Source organism: Lacrimispora algidixylanolytica (assembly GCF_003609635.1).
In the GTDB taxonomy this organism is placed as follows: Bacteria; Bacillota; Clostridia; order Lachnospirales; family Lachnospiraceae; genus Lacrimispora; species Lacrimispora algidixylanolytica.
Window position 1 is genome coordinate 117098 of record NZ_MCIA01000035.1, and the last position, 15196, is coordinate 132293.

Below are 15196 nucleotides of genomic sequence, written 5' to 3' on the forward strand. Positions count from 1 at the left end.
GAGTGAAAGTTACGAAAGAATTGAATAGAGATGAGAAACGAAACAAGAAGAATACAATAATGACGTTGTTTTTATTGGCATTCTTTGGAATATACTGTGTTGCGCTATACACCCTTACGGGAGGTTTGTGTGTATTTAGTGGTCTTTTAGGCATTCCTTGCCCTGGATGCGGTGGGTCAAGGGCAATCCTTTATTTGGCGAAGGGGAACTTACAAAAATGCTTGGAGCTTAATCCTTCTGCACCTCTCGTGTTCCTTTGTCTGTTAAATGAAATACGAGTGAGTTATTTTAAAAGAGGAAATAAAAAGCTTGCTGGTATTTTATTATCTGTCAGTATTATAATCTCCTTGATTTTGTATATCGTTCGTATGAAACTATACTTCCCATATAGGGAGCCTTATGTTATGTATCCGAATAGTTTATTAATACGAATCTTAAAGGGAATATAATAAAAAAGTTACATAATTAAATAATTCCAATTTTTTGAATTATATGGTATAATTTGCTTTGACAAATTATAGTTTTTTTACTAAGGAGGAAATTGTATGGAAAACGATTACAATGTAGTTTATCAGGAGAATCAGAATTCTAACCAGATGGATCCAAACAAAAGCGTAATGACAATGGGAGAGTGGCTAGTTACTTTGCTGGTTATGTTAGTTCCATGTGTTAATATTATTATGATGTTTGTATGGGCTTTTGGAAATGGAAATGAGAATCGTAAGAATTTTTGCAAAGCAAATCTTATTATGCAGGTGATACAGGCAGTAATTATAATTATTTTATACGTTACTATATTCGCTGGTATAATGGCAGCAGCTTATGGATCATATTAAAAAAGAGGTCGCAAGACCTCTTTTTTTAATCCAAATATTTATTTAATGAAAATTTGCAAAGATAGACGCAAACACTACCGTACAAAGTCCGGAGGTAGCGATGGCCAGGCCACTCATAGCGCCTTCTATTTCGCCTAATTCCAGAGCTTTTGTAGTCCCAATTGCATGAGCGGAAGACCCAATAGCAATGCCCACTGCCACAGGTTCTGTAATATGAAATACTTTGCATATTGTTTCCGCAATTATGTTGCCTAGAATCCCTGTGATTATAATACTTGCAACGGTAATTGTCACAAACCCTTTCATCTCTTCAGAGATACCCATAGCGATGGCAGTCGTTATGGACTTAGGAAGAAACGTTACATATTCCTGATGATTGAGTCCAAAAATCACAGCCAGAAGAAGTACCGTAGCCATGGTGGTAACAACTCCTGTTATGGTGCCTGCCACAATCGCCTTGGAATGCTTCTTAAGCATCTCCATCTGACGATATAAAGGCACAGCCAAACAGATGGTAGCAGGGGTAAGAAGATAACTGATATATTTGGCACTCTGGTTATATACCTCATATTTAATATTAAATAAAGATAAAAGACCCATAACGACCAGAATGGATATTAACAATGGGTTAAAAAGAGGGGATCTAAACTTTCTTTTTAACTGAATGCCTAGTTCATAGCCTAGTAGGCTAATCACCGCTCCAAAAAATAAGAAACCATTTATTGTATTACTCATGATCATCATCCTTTCCTTTTTTATCAATTTGGATAAAAAACTGGGTGACTTTTCCTGTTGCCACCATAACTACGATGGTGGATAGCAGAGTTATAACGATAAACGGAATCAGCATAGCTCCAAGAATCTCCCAGGAATCCAACAATCCTACCCCCGCAGGTATAAACATAATTGGCATGATTTCTATAAGAAACATGCTTGCATCTTCAACTGCATTTAAAGGGATAAGTTTTGTTTTTAATCCCATTAACATTAGCAGCAAACCATAAATGCTGGCAGGAATTGGAAGAGGAATGAAAAGATGGATAATTTCTCCTATTAAGGATATAAATAGAATAATGCTGAACTGCCTCAAGTACTTCATAATTACGCCTCCTGCGTTTTTTGTCGAAATTTCAGCTAAAGATTATCCTAAACTTTTTTTATCCGGATGTCAAATGGAATTATTGCATTAATTAAATACTTGCAATCTTAAGAATCTGTGTTATACTTGTGTCGTTAAAAAATAAAATATGAAAGTCGCAGAGTAGACTGGTGTGCGTTAAGTGCTGAATGAACAGGGAGTTGTCATTCGGACGAAAAGATTTTCTTGCGGTACACGAGTTGCATCCCGCTGCATCAGAAGATAGGTATTTTATATCTCCGGTTGTAGTCTGAGGTCTGCAAAGGAGGTATTTTTTTATGAAAAAATTCGTTACTTTGTTCACCGATTCTTACAAAGAGCTAAGACGTGTAAGAACCATCACCACGGCCGCTATGTTTGGCGCCCTGGCAATTATCCTTGGTATGTTCTCCATTGATTTTGGAAATTATATCAGAATTGGGTTCGCTTCCATTCCCAATGGAATCATTTCCTATCTATTTGGCCCCATTGTAGGTGGTCTGTTTTCAGGAAGTATGGATGTACTGAAATACTTATTAAAGCCCAATGGAGCTTTTTTCCCGGGCCTTACTATGGTTACTTTATTATCTGGTTTTATGTATGGCTGTTTTTACTATAAAAAGGCCATGACCTTAAAAAGGGTTCTTATCTCTAAGTTTATTGTCATGTTACTATGCAATGTGATATTAAACACCATATGCCTTTCCATACTGTATGGTAAAGGGTTTATGGTATTACTTCCTGCAAGAGCACTGAAAAATCTTGTGATGTGGCCCATCGATTCCATGATTTTTTATTCCCTGATTAAGGCTTTGGATACCATGGGAGTATTTCAGGTTTTCAAAAAAACACAAGCTGCCGATATAAAATAAAGCGATTGTTTTCATAAAGCTTGTATTAAATCCATGGACATAATTCCGCTTTCATACTATAATCTTAAATATCCGTGTTGTATATTTTGCGGATAAGGGGACAGTTTTGATGATAACAGGCGTAGTCCGTGGATTGCCCTCTATAGATAAACTTTTTAGTTAGGAGGAATGAACATGAGCGATACAAGTTGTACACATGATTGCAATAGTTGCGGAGAAAGTTGCACAAGCAGACAGGAAGGACCCAAAAGCTTTCTGGAGCCATTAAACCCAGCCAGTACGGTGAAAAAGGTAATTGGTATTGTAAGCGGTAAGGGCGGAGTAGGAAAGTCTCTTGTAACTACCATGATGGCGGTACGCATGAACGCCAAGGGATATAAAACAGCAATTTTAGATGCTGATATTACTGGACCATCCATTCCGAAGGCATTTGGAATTACAGATTCTGGCGTAGGAATGACACCAAATGGCCTTATGATTCCAGCAACCACATCCACTGGGATTGAAGTAATGTCTGCTAATCTTGTTTTAGATAATGAAACAGACCCAGTTATATGGAGAGGGCCTGTAATTGCAGGAGCCGTAAAGCAGTTCTGGCAGGAAGCTTTGTGGGAAAACGTCGATTATATGTTTGTTGATATGCCACCAGGGACTGGAGATGTCCCACTAACTGTATTCCAGTCTTTGCCTGTTGATGGAATTCTTATTGTTACTTCACCACAGGAACTGGTTTCCATGATTGTTGCAAAAGCGGTTAACATGGCGAAGAAGATGAATATACCGATTCTTGGTCTGGTTGAAAATATGAGCTATTTAAATTGCCCAGGTTGTGGGACAAAGATTCATGTCTTTGGAGAGAGCCATATTGATGAAGTGGCAGGAATCCATGATCTTCCCATTTTAGCAAGGATACCAATTGATCCTAACATTGCAGCAGCTGTTGATAGCGGTACAGTAGAATACCTGGAATCTCCATGGCTTGATGAAGCTGTTTTGGCGGCAGAGAAAGCTTAAGATTGTTTCTTAACATTGAGGTGAAAAATGAATATAAGCATGAACCCTAACAGCGAATTGAACCAGTCTATTGTTAATGTACCGAATCTTGTTCAGGTTCCTGATCCTTTAATCAAACAGGCTTACCAGTTTCAGGAAGCGATGATGATGTACACTTGTGCGATACGTGAACTTAAGACTAAATTAGAGGTTTTAAATGACGAGTTATCTGTAAGGAATTCCAGAAATCCCATTGAACTTGTGAAGTCAAGAGTCAAGAAGCCTATAAGCATCGTAGAAAAGCTGCAGCGCAGAGGCCTTTCCATATCCTTAGAATCTATGACAGAAAATCTGGATGATGTGGCAGGTATTCGAGTGATCTGTTCTTTTCTTGACGATATTTACGCGGTGGCTGAGATGCTCACCCGTCAGGATGACGTACATATCATTGCAATTAAGGATTATATCCGTCACCCTAAGGCCAATGGATACCGCAGCTACCACATGATTGTTGAGATACCTGTGTTTTTCTCAGATCAAAAGAAATGGATGCGGGTAGAGGTACAGATTCGTACCATCGCCATGGATTTTTGGGCAAGCCTTGACCATCAATTAAAGTATAAAAAGGAAATGGAAGCCAATTCTGAAGATATCAGCATAGAGCTTAGGGAATGTGCAGAAGTGATTGCAAATACGGATGAGCGTATGTTGAATATCAGAAAGAAGATTGAAGCTCAGGAAATTGCCTTAAATAAATAATAGATATAAAAAGAACCTCACCGGGAAAACCAGTTTTAAGCGGCTTACTTGGTGGGGTTCTTTTTGTTTTATGAGTCTAAGAATGAAGTGGAAGAGTCACGGTAAATATAGTCCCATCAGACTGGTTGCTCACTACACTAATCTTACCTTTATGATGTTCAATAATAGTTTTAGCGATAGAAAGTCCAAGACCATATCCTCCTTCTTTTCGGACTCTTGATTTATCTGTCCGGTAGAAACGTTCAAATATGTGTATCTGCTCTTTTGGAGGAATGACCTCACCAGAATTACGAACAGTTAGGACAGCCAAATGGTTTGATTTTTTTAGCTCAATGAATATGGTACCATTTTTTTCTGCATATTTGCAGGCATTGTCAAGAAGTATGGAAACGACCTGTTTTAACTGGGATTCACAGCCGTTCAGCATAATATCGTTTTCAATTTCATTTGCCAGAGCTACTTTATTTTCAAATGCAATGGATTCAAAGATAAGAGTGCTCTTTAAAACCAGGTTGCTGAAATCAACCAGTGTATTTGAATGAATGACATCGTTTATTACACCTGCATCGGAACGGGCGAGGAAAAGGAGATTTTCTACCAACTGTTTCATTCTGGAGGCCTCTTCTTTGGTGTTATTCAACCACTTGCTCTGATCTTGAATGGTACGATCTTCGTGGGAGGAGAGGATATCTAGATTTGCCAGGATAACGGTGAGCGGAGTTTTAAGCTCATGAGATGCATCTGCAATAAATTGGTTTTGTTGTTGCCAGGCCTTCTCCACCGGTTTTAGGGCCAGACGTGATAAATACAAGCTTAGTAGAAAGAAGAGAATTAATGCAACAAGAAAAAGGAGGAAGCAGTTAATCAAAAGTGTTTTTGTATTGCTCAACTCATAGCTTTGATCTGCAAATCCTATTTTAATCCCTTCTGGGGAATTTATTTTTATATACCGCAGAGAATAATCCGATAGAGCTCCCTTTTCCAGGTCTCTGGAATCGACTAGCTGGACCAGAGTAGAAGCCAACTCAGAGGTAACTGTAATATTACTTTCTTCCACAGATTTTACAGTGTGGTCAGAATTCAATGTTACTACAAATGTAGGGATTGGTGGTGGTGGATCTTTCTTTCTTGGATTTCCGACTTCCAGTTGAAAGGGTGGTGGGAGCCGATCTTTATCAATGGCCATAGCCAGCGCCATATTGGTTTGGCGAACGAAATGCTCTGAGGCGGAATAAAAAAACATACTTAATATCGCTATGAGGATGGTGACCACAAAAAACATATTACTTATAATGAATTTCCATTTTAATTTCTTTATCATTGTGATTCCTCCAAACGATATCCAACTTTACGTATGGTACCAATTTCTATTAAGGAACCTACAAATGCCAGCTTTTTTCTCAAAAAGGAGATATAAGCTTCTACGTTGTTATCTTCCGCATCAGAATCATTTCCCCACACCCTAGTTATCAGGGTTTCTTTTGAAATGATTCTTCCTGAATTACTCATAAGTAATTTCAAAACCTCAAATTCCTTGTATGCGAGATGAATGGATTTATCCCCACAGCATAAATCATTGGAAGACAGGTTTAAAGAAAGATCTCCAAAGATCATTTCATCTATGATTACTTCTCCCTGCCTGCGAGAAAGAGCACGTATCCGCGCCAGAAGTTCTTCTGGTATAAAAGGCTTAGTTAAGTAATCATCGGCCCCTTTGTCAAGTCCATTTACTTTATCCGTGATATCATCACGAGCGGTTAGAAGTAGAACTGGTGTACGGATGCGGGACTCTCTTAATTTCTCTACAATCTGGAAGCCATTTTTTCCAGGGAGCATTATATCAAGTATAATCACATCATACTCATTGGTCAGAGCGTAATATAAACCATCTGTACCATCGTGAGTGATATCTGCAACATAATTCTGTTCCTTCATAATATGCCCTAAGGCGTCAGCAAGCCTGACTTCGTCTTCTACAATCAGTACTTTCATGATAATAATCCTTCCTAATAAAAATCTGTTGTCAACTATTATAAGCGGAGAAATGATTTTAAGCAAATTGTTTGATTTATATTATAGAAAAGAAAACTGAAATTACGCTGAAATATGGTCATAGAAAAGAGGTCGACACCAATTTGCTATGACTTAGCTAGGTTTCGTATCATTAAAATATGACATAATCTGGCAAGCTTTTCAGGTTAATTTCAGTCTACAGTCACATTTCTGACATAGGAGTTTGCTATGATGTGTTTAGTTCAGACAGGAAAGGAGAAATTTACATGCACGGACAAAGAATGGCAGCCGCCTTGGCTGTTGTAATGGCAGCGACGGCAGTTACCCCCATGATATCCCAGGCTTCAACAAATTTTGACTTAAGAAAAAAGGTTGTGGGTATATCAGGAATCATGAATACCGGAAATTTAAATATGTCGGTGACGCGGGGGGAATTTGCCAGTATGCTTGTCAATGCTTCTTCCTACCGAAGCACCGTAAGCGGTACTAGCAATACTTCCGTGTTTGCAGATGTGCCAAGAGATAACGAATATGCATCTTCCATTCGGATTGCGGCAGAGCAGGGATTTATGAATGGATATCTGGGAGGTAATTTTAAACCAGAAGAATACATAACACTCCAGGAAGCAGTGAAAGGGATTTTAGGACTTTTGGGTTATCAGAATACTGATTTTACAGGAGATCAGACAGGATCACGGCTCTCAAAATATCATTTTCTTGAGTTGGATGAAAATCTCAACAAAGACGCTTTAGAACTTTTATCAAAAGAAGACTGCGTCAATTTATTTTATAATCTGTTAAAGACCGATACAAAAGCAGGTGCCATGTTTGGAAAGAGCCTTGACTGCGAACTAACAGCAGATGGGGAAATCAATCCATTTTCTATGGTTGATAACAGCATGAAGGGACCAAAGGTCGTGACCAGCAAAAGCCGACTTAGCTCTTATCTTCCCTTTAAACTTAGTGATGCCAATATATACCTGGATGGAGATCCCGTTAAAAATTCCAGTGAAGCAATTACCACTGCTTTTGAAAGTACAGATGGTATCTTGGTATATTATCATACCCTTTCAAAAACAGTATGGCTCTATACGGTAGGGAATGAAAATGAAAATGGTCGTTCCGCAGCATTAGGAGAAATAACAAATGTAATCTATAATTCTACGGATTTAATGACGCCCAGTGCGATTATATTAGATGACGGTAATACGTATACACTTACCAGTACAGAGATGCAGTTTGCATTTTCCTCCTATGGTGATTTAAGAGTGGGAGATTCGGTTAATCTTGTATATACTCTGTCCACGGATTCAGAAGGAAATGAGACCAGGACAGTTATTGACTATATTGAAGATTAGCAGGAGAAAATAGAATGAAAAAAATCAGTCAGAAATTGTTTCTGAAAAAACATAAGAAGCTCCTGATTATTCTCCCATTGGTCCTATTGGCAGTTGCAGGTATTGCTGGAGGATTAATCGCAAAAAAAAACAAAAGTGCCTCCGCAAAGGCTGGGAGCGTTCAGACTGCAACGGTAACCAAGAGTGATATTACGACTGAACTTTCTTCGTCAGGTAATATTTCCCCAAAAAACACCTATGACATCACATCTCTAACAGAGGGTGAAGTCACTGCGGCAGAGTTTGAAGAAGGGGATATTGTAGAAAAGGGTCAGGTTCTTTACGCGATCGATACATCGTCCATGGAATCACAGATCACATCTGCCAATAATTCCTTGGAACGGACTCAGGAGAGTTATCAGAATGCACTGAGTGACTATAATACAGCGTTGTCTGATTACAGCGGAAATACTTATAAATCCACAGAAAGCGGTTACATAAAAACGTTGTCAGTTAAAGCTGGGGATAAGGTCAGCAGCAATATGGAACTTGCAGCCATTTATGATGATCAAACTATGAAAATAAAGGTTCCCTTTCTTTCGGCAGAAGCAGCACAGATCGCTTCGGGAAATGGAGCAATCTTAACACTTACGGATACGGGAGAGCAGATAAATGGAGTGGTTTCCGCTGTCAGCAATATGGATGTAACACTGACTGGAGGACGGATTGTTCGTTATGTCACCATTGAGGTGGCAAACCCAGGCGGTCTTACAGCAGAAACCGCTGCAACCGCTTCCGTTTCCGATTTTGTAAGCAGCATGGAAGCTACTTTTGAGCCAAAGCTGGAAACAACCATGAAAGCGGATATTACAACAGCCGTTGAAATCCAAAATCTGCTTGTACACGAAGGTGACTATGTAACGAAGGGAACTCCGCTTTTTACAATGGAAAGCAAATCAGCTGAAAAACTATTGCGGACTTATAAGGATTCTCTTGATAAAGCCCAGGAATCCCTAGACTCCGCAAAGAACAAGCTGGAGACGACCCAGGATACTTATGATAACTACACCATTACAGCTCCCATTTCGGGTAAGGTCATTAAGAAATCCATTAAAACAGGGGATAAAATAACTAAGAGTACCAGTGGAAGCACAGTACTAGCCGTTATCTATGACATGTCCAATTATACGTTTGAAATGTCCGTAGATGAGCTAGATGTTAAATCTGTAAAAGTAGGTCAAAGCGTGACTGTTACTGCTGATGCGGTATCCGGCAAGACATTTTCAGGAACTGTTACCAACGTCAGTCTGCAAAGTGCCACCGCAGATGGTGTTACCAATTATCCGGTTACCGTTACATTAAACGATGGGTTAGATGAATTGCTTCCGGGTATGAATGTAGATGGTGTAATTACTCTTGAAGAGGCGAAAGATGTCATTTCAATTCCGGTAGATGCACTTATGAGGGGAAATACAGTCTATGTAAAGGATGCTTCCGTAAAAGAAAGTAATGGCCCTGTTCCAGCAGGATTTCGAAGTGTCGAGGTAACCACAGGTCTTATCAGTGAGGATTACGTGGAAATTAAAACCGGTCTTACTGAGGGAGAGGAAGTTTATGTTGTAAAGACATCGGTTAGCACAACTCAGAATTCCATGATGCCAGGAGGTATGGGCGGAATGGGTGGAATGGGTGGGGCCCCAGGTGGTGGTGGTTCAGGAAGTGGCGGCAACAGGAGCGGTGGTTCAGGAAGTGGCGGTGGCCCCGGAAATTAAAGATAAAAGGAGGCTTAAACGTGTCAGAACCTTTAATTGAATTAAATGATATCTATAAAATCTATCAATTGGGTGGGGAAGAAGTTAGGGCAAGTGACGGAGTGACTTTAACCATTTGCAGAGGAGAATTTGTAGCTATCGTAGGAAAATCGGGAAGCGGAAAATCCACTCTCATGAACATCATTGGCGCACTTGATGTGCCCAGCTCTGGAACCTATTTCTTAGGAGGCGAGGATGTAGGGAATATGGGAGATTATCAACTGGCTAAGGTCAGAAATAAGATGATAGGATTTATCTTTCAGCAGTACAATCTGCTTCCTAAATTAAATCTTCTGGAAAATGTGGAGCTCCCTCTTCTATACTCCGGGATTGGTGCAGATAAGAGGAAAGAAAAGGCAATAGAGTCACTAAGGAGAGTTGGTCTGGAAGAAAAATGGAGAAATCTTCCAAACCAGCTATCCGGTGGTCAGCAGCAAAGGGCATCCATAGCCCGTGCGCTGGCTGGTAACCCGTCTCTTATTCTGGCAGATGAGCCTACCGGAGCCTTGGATTCTAAAACCAGCCGGGAGGTATTAAATTTTTTAAAACAATTAAATGAAGAAGGCAACACAATAGTTATGATCACCCATGACAGCGCCATAGCCATGGAAGCAAAAAGGGTGGTAAGGGTACACGATGGAAAGATTAATTTTGATGGAGACGTAAATGAATATTCTGCAATCCTTTAAAATGGCGATAAAAAGCATATGGGGAAATAAAATGCGTTCATTCCTGACCATGTTGGGAATTATCATAGGTGTGGCATCCGTTATCATACTCGTCAGCCTGGTAAACGGCCAAATGACCTATATGACAGAGCAGTTTGCCAGTATGGGGACAAATCAAATAAATGTGAATGTTTCAAATCTTTCCTCAAGATCCGTTACCGTTGATGAAATGTATGATTTTTATGAAGATAATCAGGGACTATTTTCTCAGATGACACCTAAGGTTTCCATATCTGCAACCATAAAAAGCGGAACTGAAACCTTAACTGATACAACTGTAACTGGAGTCAGTGAGCAATATTTAGAAATGAAGGATCAAACATTAGATACTGGGCGTTTTCTCCAGTACTCAGACATTTTATCGCGACAAAAGGTGTGTGTTGCAGGTTATTATGTAGCCTGGGATCTATTTGGAGGAGTGGATAAAGCCATTGGCCAGACACTAAAAATTGATGGTACCAGCTATCAGATCGTAGGTGTGATTTCCAGGCAGGACGAAGATAATATGGAAGCAGGAGGAACGGATGATGTCTTATATCTGCCGTACACCAGTGCTGTCAGACAAACAAAGAATGCAAATGTAAGCAACTATGTGTTCGCTACGGCTGATATGGATCATACGACAGAATCAAAAACTGCAATTACTATGTTTTTGATGGGAATCTTTAAAGATGACGATTTATTCCGTGTATCCGCTATGAGTGAGCTTTTGGACTCCTTAAATTCCATGATGTCTATGATGTCTATGATGCTTGGAGGAATCGCAGGTATCTCTCTTTTAGTAGCCGGAGTCGGAGTTATGAATATCATGCTCGTATCTGTTACAGAACGAACCAGAGAAATCGGAATTCGTAAAGCTCTAGGTGCTCAGAAACGAAATATCATGCAGCAGTTTGTAATCGAAGCCGCAGTTACCAGTTCTCTTGGAGGAGTCATCGGAATTGTGGTAGGTTCCATTGCAACCACTGTAATCGGTAGCTTTATGGGTCTGGATGCAACGCCTACGCCTGGAGCAGTATTGATTTCATTCAGCGTATCCGTAGGAATAGGTCTGATATTTGGATATATGCCAGCTAGCCGTGCAGCAAAGCTCAATCCAATCGATGCACTGCGCAGTGAATAACAAGTGAATATTTTCTTGCAAATACGGTATAACAATGGTAATATTTGCATAGTAACAAAAGGAGTAGCTCATCTCGGGTTACTCCTTATGTGTATTTAAAAAAATGAAATGCAGGGGAGACAATAATCATGAAAGTCATTGACATGCATTGCGATACAATTTCAGAGTTATATTATCGGCGGGAACAGGGAAAAGCTTACTCCCTACTAAAAAATGATTGCCATATTGATCTGGAACGTATGAAAAAGGGAGATTACTATCTTCAAAACTTTGCATTATTTACAGAACTAACAAAACATGAGCGACCATTTGAGTATTGTATTAAGCTGGTAGACCTCTTCTATACAGAAATGACAAAACATGAGGATTTAATCGGCGTAGTCACCCGATATAAAGATATTGAAAGAAATAAAAATGAAGGAAAGATGTCTGCTCTTCTTACGATTGAAGAGGGTGGTGTCTGCCAGGGAGAGATTGCGTTTTTAAGAAGTTTTTATCGCCTTGGAGTTCGCATGATGACGCTTACTTGGAATCATAAGAATGAACTGGCAAGTCCTAACCGCATCTGGCAGGAGAATGGCCAGGCCTTTTTTGAGCCGGATACGGAGCATGGACTTACGGATAAAGGAATTGAATTTCTTAATGAGATGGAAGCACTTGGCATGATCGTAGACGTCTCTCATTTGTCGGATGCAGGAATTGAAGATGTGTTTAAATACACCCATAAACCGTTTGTCGCCAGCCATTCCAATGCAAGAGCAGTTGCTTCAAACCCTAGAAATCTAACAGACGATATGATCAAACGACTTTCAGAGCGAGGTGGAGTTACAGGGATCAATTACTGTGCCGCATTTTTGTATAACTGGAAAAAGGGAGAAGGAGAAATCAGCCGGGTGGAGCATATGGTCGCTCATATAAAACATATGAAGCAGATCGGCGGCATTCAGTGTATTGGCCTTGGGTCGGATTTTGACGGAATCGGGGGAGAACTAGAGATGAAATCTCCGGAGGATCTTCCGGTATTAGAGGCGGCTATGAAGAAAGAAGGCTTTACAGATAGCGAAATTGAAGCCGTTTTCTACAAAAATGTACTACGTGTTTATGAGGAAATTTTAAACTAAAGAAAAATTTACAAATATTTTACCTTTCAGCGCACGGTACTTTACATAGATTTGATATAGTACTTACAAGACGTGCTGTAAGATTAGGGGGGATACTATGTCGATGGAAGATATACAGATGTTAATTAAATTTCTTGGGGGACTTGGTATCTTCCTATATGGCATGGATCGTATGGGAGATGGGCTTCAAAAATCGGCTGGTCATAAGATGCAGCAGCTATTAGGAGCCCTTACCGACAACCCAGTTATGGGGATTTTATTAGGTACCGGGGTCACCGCCATTATTCTAAGCAGCAATGCGACAACCATTATGGTAGTTGGCTTTGTGAATGCAGGGATTTTAAACTTGTCCCAGGCGGTGGGGATTATTATGGGAGCCAATATCGGGACAACCGTCACCAGTTGGATCGTTTCCATGAATGAATGGGGGGAGATGCTTAAGCCAGAGTTTTTTTCTCCGATCCTAGTATTTTCAGGAGCATTGATCCGTTATCTTTCCAGAAATGGAAAGGCAAAGCAGGTGGGTGAAATTCTGGTGGGATTTGGACTTTTGTTTGTTGGTCTTGGCTTTATGTCTGAGACTATCGCTTCCTACCACTCGAATGAGGCATTTTTAAGTGTTTTTACTTTTCTTGGGAAGAATCCTCTCCTAGGAGTGGCAGCAGGGCTTTTTGTAACGGTACTAATTCAAAGTTCGTCTGTATCCGTTGGTGTTCTACAGGTTTTAGCCTTAAACGGAATGATTGGTTGGCAGTGTGCTGTTTTCATAAATCTGGGACAAAATATCGGCTCCTGTGCAGCAGCACTGCGTTCTAGCACAGGAGCAAACCGTACCGCCAAACGGGCAGCAGTCATTCATCTGCTCTTTAATGCAATCGGCGCCATCCTATTTGGGACAGTCATGGCAGTTTTATTTTGGCTAAACCCAGATCTTGCTGTATCTCCCATTACCAGCGTTGGGATTTCTATATTTCATACTGCTTTTAATGTCATAAACACCATTCTCTTGTTTCCGTTTGCCGGATTTTTGGTGAAAGCTTCGGGAATACTGATTCGAGAAGATGCATCTGCTAGCAAATGTTGTAAGGATTCCAAAGATGAGATGAAACGGCATTTGGATAGTAGAATTTTGGACACCCCATCTTTTGCAATTGAAAGCGTGACTCATGAGGTAGTCAATATGGGATATGCCGCTCTAAAAAACTTTGATCTAGCTGCACTAGTTTTATTAGAGGATAATAAAAGTGATGCCATCAAGGTAAAGAAAATGGAGCAAATGATTGATGATTATGAAAAAATCCTCACAGACTATCTAATAAAGATCAGCAACCAGTCATTGAATGAGGAACAGCATCTCCTTGTTAAAAATCTGTTTTATACGATCAGTGACTTTGAGCGAATCAGTGACCACTGTGAAAACTTATCCGAACTGGCACTGGAGAAGTCAAGAAGAAGTATTGTGTTTTCCGAAGATGCGGACAGAGAGCTTCATGAAATGTTTCATTCCGTTCGGTCTTCTCTGGAACATTCCATTAAGGCAAGAGCCTCTTCTGATATGTCTGAGGTCCGCGCCGTTGTCCGAAGCGAAGAACTAGTGGACAATTTAGAAGAAGAATTTCGGGAACGCCATATCACACGTTTGGCTTCCCAATCTTGTAAACCGGAAAACGGAGTTATCTACTTAGATACTCTTAACAATTTAGAACGTATATCAGACCATGCCCATAATATTGCTGGTTTTGTCAGAGATGAAGTGTAAGGAAAGGGAGAATAATAATGGAACAGATCTATGTAATTGAAGATGATGATAATATCAGAGATTTAATCAAGATTGCGCTGGAAGGATTTGGGTATGAGGTCGTTGCTTTTGAGATGGCAGAGGACTGCTTAAAGCAGATCGAGTCAGACAAGCCAGCTCTGGCTGTATTTGACTTAATGCTTCCAGGAATGGATGGACTATCTGCAATACGAAAAATACGAAAGATTGATTCATTAAAAGATCTTCCTGTTTTGGTGCTTACTGCAAAGGATAGAGAATTTGATAAAGTGGCAGGCCTTGATGGAGGTGCAGACGATTATATGACAAAGCCTTTTGGCGTCATGGAATTGGCAGCCAGAATTAGAAGCCTTTTAAGAAGGAGTACAAGGTCTAATGTAGCAGATGATGAGCTGGAGTTGTATTGTATGAGTTTAAACAAGAAAACCCGAGAGGTATACTGTGAAGGGACAAAAGTCGAGCTGACTTTAAAGGAATTTGAACTTTTACAATACTTAATGGAAAATCATAATAAGGTGGTAACTAGAGATGAACTTCTTAACCACATCTGGGGATACGATTATGATGGCGAGACCAGGACACTAGATATGCATATCAGGACATTAAGGCAGAAGCTTGGGGAAAAAGGAAGTGCCTGTATTAAGACGGTCCGTGGAGTGGGATATCGGTTCATACGTACACAAGAGTAAACAAAATATCGGAGGGTTTC

General features: G+C 40.0%; 16 protein-coding genes and 1 riboswitch. Of the genes, 12 read left to right on the forward strand and 4 right to left on the reverse strand.

The annotated features are described in order from the left end of the window. Positions 1-2: 2 nt before the first annotated feature. Both BET01_RS20880 and BET01_RS20885 read left to right on the forward strand, forming a co-directional pair. Positions 3-449, forward strand: coding sequence for a DUF2752 domain-containing protein (locus BET01_RS20880; RefSeq protein ID WP_120198808.1), 447 nt, complete (start codon positions 3-5; stop codon positions 447-449). A 96-nt stretch (positions 450-545) separates the two neighbouring features. Beyond that, entirely contained in the window at positions 546-836 is a 291-nt protein-coding gene (locus BET01_RS20885) for a hypothetical protein (protein WP_243117294.1), read from the forward strand. A gap of 42 nt (positions 837-878) precedes the next feature. Here the strand turns inward: BET01_RS20885 and BET01_RS20890 are convergent, their stop codons facing one another. Together BET01_RS20890 and BET01_RS20895 are read right to left on the reverse strand one after the other, a co-directional pair. Further along, the gene (locus BET01_RS20890; protein WP_120198913.1) at positions 879-1571 is read right to left on the reverse strand and encodes an LrgB family protein; all 693 of its coding nucleotides are present in this window, start codon (positions 1569-1571) and stop codon (positions 879-881) included. Continuing rightward, on the reverse strand, positions 1564-1935 hold the full coding sequence (locus tag BET01_RS20895) for a CidA/LrgA family protein (protein WP_120198809.1): 372 nt from the start codon (positions 1933-1935) through the stop codon (positions 1564-1566). The genes BET01_RS20890 and BET01_RS20895 overlap by 8 nt, the downstream gene beginning before the upstream one ends. A 156-nt stretch (positions 1936-2091) precedes the next feature. Further along, a riboswitch (THF riboswitch) is annotated at positions 2092-2189 on the forward strand. Positions 2190-2252: 63 nt separating this feature from the next. On the opposite strand from BET01_RS20895, the gene BET01_RS20900 reads away from it, so the two are divergent. The 3 genes from BET01_RS20900 (at position 2253) to BET01_RS20910 (ending at position 4577) form a co-directional block, all read left to right on the forward strand. After that, positions 2253-2825, forward strand: a complete 573-nt coding sequence (locus tag BET01_RS20900) for a folate family ECF transporter S component (protein ID WP_120198810.1) — start codon at positions 2253-2255, stop codon at positions 2823-2825. Between the two features lie 174 nt (positions 2826-2999). After that, complete coding sequence (locus BET01_RS20905) at positions 3000-3839, forward strand: Mrp/NBP35 family ATP-binding protein (RefSeq protein WP_120198811.1); 840 nt, start codon at positions 3000-3002, stop codon at positions 3837-3839. 27 nt (positions 3840-3866) lie between these two features. After that, positions 3867-4577, forward strand: coding sequence for a GTP pyrophosphokinase (locus BET01_RS20910; RefSeq protein WP_120198812.1), 711 nt, complete (start codon positions 3867-3869; stop codon positions 4575-4577). A gap of 76 nt (positions 4578-4653) precedes the next feature. Here BET01_RS20910 and BET01_RS20915 read toward each other — a convergent pair whose 3' ends face one another. Together BET01_RS20915 and BET01_RS20920 are read right to left on the reverse strand one after the other, a co-directional pair. Continuing rightward, positions 4654-5898 (reverse strand): sensor histidine kinase, encoded by a 1245-nt coding sequence (locus BET01_RS20915; RefSeq protein ID WP_120198813.1) that lies wholly within the window; start codon positions 5896-5898, stop codon positions 4654-4656. Beyond that, on the reverse strand, positions 5895-6569 hold the full coding sequence (locus BET01_RS20920; protein WP_120198814.1) for a response regulator transcription factor: 675 nt from the start codon (positions 6567-6569) through the stop codon (positions 5895-5897). Before BET01_RS20920 ends, BET01_RS20915 begins: the two co-directional genes overlap by 4 nt. 287 nt (positions 6570-6856) lie before the next feature. Here BET01_RS20920 and BET01_RS20925 point away from each other — a divergent pair, with 287 nt between their 5' ends. The 7 genes from BET01_RS20925 (at position 6857) to BET01_RS20955 (ending at position 15176) form a co-directional block, all read left to right on the forward strand. Beyond that, positions 6857-7948 carry an S-layer homology domain-containing protein gene (locus BET01_RS20925; RefSeq protein WP_120198815.1) on the forward strand — a complete coding sequence of 364 codons (1092 nt, stop codon included), beginning with the start codon at positions 6857-6859 and terminating at the stop codon, positions 7946-7948. Positions 7949-7962: 14 nt separating this feature from the next. Next, positions 7963-9699: an HlyD family efflux transporter periplasmic adaptor subunit gene (locus BET01_RS20930; protein ID WP_120198816.1), complete on the forward strand. Its 1737-nt coding sequence runs from the start codon at positions 7963-7965 to the stop codon at positions 9697-9699. Positions 9700-9719: 20 nt separating this feature from the next. Continuing rightward, positions 9720-10427 (forward strand): ABC transporter ATP-binding protein, encoded by a 708-nt coding sequence (locus BET01_RS20935; protein WP_120198817.1) that lies wholly within the window; start codon positions 9720-9722, stop codon positions 10425-10427. After that, positions 10411-11589, forward strand: a complete 1179-nt coding sequence (locus BET01_RS20940; protein ID WP_120198914.1) for an ABC transporter permease — start codon at positions 10411-10413, stop codon at positions 11587-11589. The genes BET01_RS20935 and BET01_RS20940 overlap by 17 nt, the downstream gene beginning before the upstream one ends. 128 nt (positions 11590-11717) lie before the next feature. Continuing rightward, positions 11718-12710: a dipeptidase gene (locus BET01_RS20945; RefSeq protein WP_120198818.1), complete on the forward strand. Its 993-nt coding sequence runs from the start codon at positions 11718-11720 to the stop codon at positions 12708-12710. Positions 12711-12807: 97 nt separating this feature from the next. Then, positions 12808-14469 carry a Na/Pi cotransporter family protein gene (locus BET01_RS20950; RefSeq protein WP_120198819.1) on the forward strand — a complete coding sequence of 554 codons (1662 nt, stop codon included), beginning with the start codon at positions 12808-12810 and terminating at the stop codon, positions 14467-14469. 17 nt (positions 14470-14486) lie between these two features. Beyond that, positions 14487-15176, forward strand: coding sequence for a response regulator transcription factor (locus BET01_RS20955; RefSeq protein ID WP_120198820.1), 690 nt, complete (start codon positions 14487-14489; stop codon positions 15174-15176). Positions 15177-15196: the final 20 nt, after the last annotated feature.